2 protein-coding genes are annotated in these 1,887 nt (G+C 38.0%); both read left to right on the forward strand.

The window, feature by feature from the left end; translation table 11 throughout:
• The first annotated feature begins 68 nt into the window (after positions 1–68).
• Positions 69–1,052, forward strand: coding sequence for a hypothetical protein (locus tag H5201_RS22335; protein WP_182785434.1), 984 nt, complete (start codon positions 69–71; stop codon positions 1,050–1,052).
• Between the two features lie 103 nt (positions 1,053–1,155).
• Positions 1,156–1,887: hypothetical protein (locus H5201_RS22340; RefSeq protein ID WP_182785435.1), on the forward strand; the 732-nt coding region annotated here is incomplete at its 3' end.

Below are 1,887 nucleotides of genomic sequence, written 5' to 3' on the forward strand. Positions count from 1 at the left end.
GATTTTGATGCGTTTGAAAAGCCAATTGAAAATGCCTCACCTGATTTAGCAATTGCATAAGGAACCTGATGCAAAAAAATAATTACTTTGGTGTTGGAATCATGCAAAAGAAAACGAAGTTTAATCGTTTTTTTGAAGCGCACCGAATAATAAATGAAGGAAGCGAATTTAGAGGATTATGTTTTTTCCGACGTTGGCTAAATCAAGATAGGCGCATTTACGCGAATAAAAAAGAGCAATATAAAATAGCGCCTTGTGGCAATAACCCTATAAAAGCCATATTATTTGGTCCAATGGCCATTGGTGCTGTATTGAGTTTACTATTACTAATTGCCTGTGTTGTCGCAACGTATTCTGAAGAGCCATTTCCTTGGTGGCTGGTAGTCCTTACCTTTTGCTGGAACTTATTCTTCTTAAATTTACTACCAATAACGGCTAGGTATATACCTGATAAGATGATGTACCTTGACAGGCAAAACCAAACGGTCGGGTTTACTTTTGATATACCAGGTTGTGAACAACGAGATGACTTAGGTAACTGTTGCTTTAAATGGGAAGAGATTGTTTGCAGGTTAACCTCGAAAATGGGCGCGCCGGGTGTAATGAATTACTTTCCAGAAATTAGCCACATAGACCAAGAGAAGTACCCTAAAACAATAGTAACTGGTTCAGTTGTAGAGCTTTCAGCTAACCCTGTCCATTGTTATTTATTATGGGAGTGTTATGTGCGCTTTATGGATTTAAGTCAGCCATTGCCCGATGTGCCGGTATATGAACGACACCGCCATTTAGACCCCATTACAGCTGAATTTGATAAGAGGAATAATCGGCCTGATGAGTTTTGGTCCTCATTTTCGTTTTCGCAGCAATTAGAAATTGAAGAGGAAATTCTGAGTGAAGCATTTCCTTTCGATTGGCTTAAAGGTAGAGAGCAGGAAGAAATAATCAAACCTTGGCAGCATTGGAAAGCAGAGCCTGAGCGCATAGAACAATTAACGTGGAAATATAAAGCTAAGCACCTTGCGCTTCAGCTTTTTATCGGCTTTCCGTGAAACGGCTTAAGTTTCAGAGTCCATGATACGTTAACAATCAGAAAAGGAATTCAAACTGAGGCACTTTAAAGTGCCAAGGTTGATTAAACAATAAGGATATTAAATGCAAAATAATGACTACCTAGCCGTTGATATCATGAGTAAAAAAACGCGATTTAATTGTTTTTTTTACCCTGAGAGATTAAATAGCCTCAAGGATAAATTCAAAGGCTTATGCTATTTATATAATTTACCTGCAAGAAAGCAAAAAGAAATACAAAAACATCCTGAACGATATAAAGTAGAAATGTGCGGAAATAGCCCAATTAGAGTTATATTGTTTGGCCCAATCATAATCGGCTTTGTTTTAAGTTTGTTACTATTACTATCTTGCATTGTAATGACATATTCGGATGAACCTTATCATTGGTGGGTGCCCGCACTTACTTTTTCTTGGAACCTGTTTTTTCTTAATTTATTACCAATAACAGAGAGTTACCTCCCTAAAAAGCAAATATATTTTGACAGAAAAAAACAGTTAGTCGGCTTTACCTATAAGATACCTGGTTGTGAAGAGCGTGATGAGCTGGGTAATTGTTGTTTTAAATGGGCTGATATTGTATGCCACCTTGATATAGTGGCAACACGCCCGGGTGTAATGGGGTTTGTGCCTTTTATTAGTCATATTGATGAGGATAAATACCCTGAGACTAAAATAGCTGTTCAAGTGCCTGATAACTCAAATAACCCGATGAACTGCTATTTATATTGGGAACGAGTAGTGCGGTTTATGGATAACAACCAACCACTGCCTGATGTGCCTGAGTATGAAAACTGCCGCCACCTTGATGAACTC

This window comes from Pseudoalteromonas sp. SG43-6, from assembly GCF_014164365.1.
In the GTDB taxonomy this organism is placed as follows: domain Bacteria; phylum Pseudomonadota; class Gammaproteobacteria; order Enterobacterales; family Alteromonadaceae; genus Pseudoalteromonas; species Pseudoalteromonas rhizosphaerae.

Bases quoted from the DNA above. Each gene is read 5' to 3' on its own strand.
- H5201_RS22335 (WP_182785434.1), top strand. From the start codon at position 69: ATGCAAAAAAATAATTACTTTGGTGTTGGAATCATGCAAAAGAAAACG.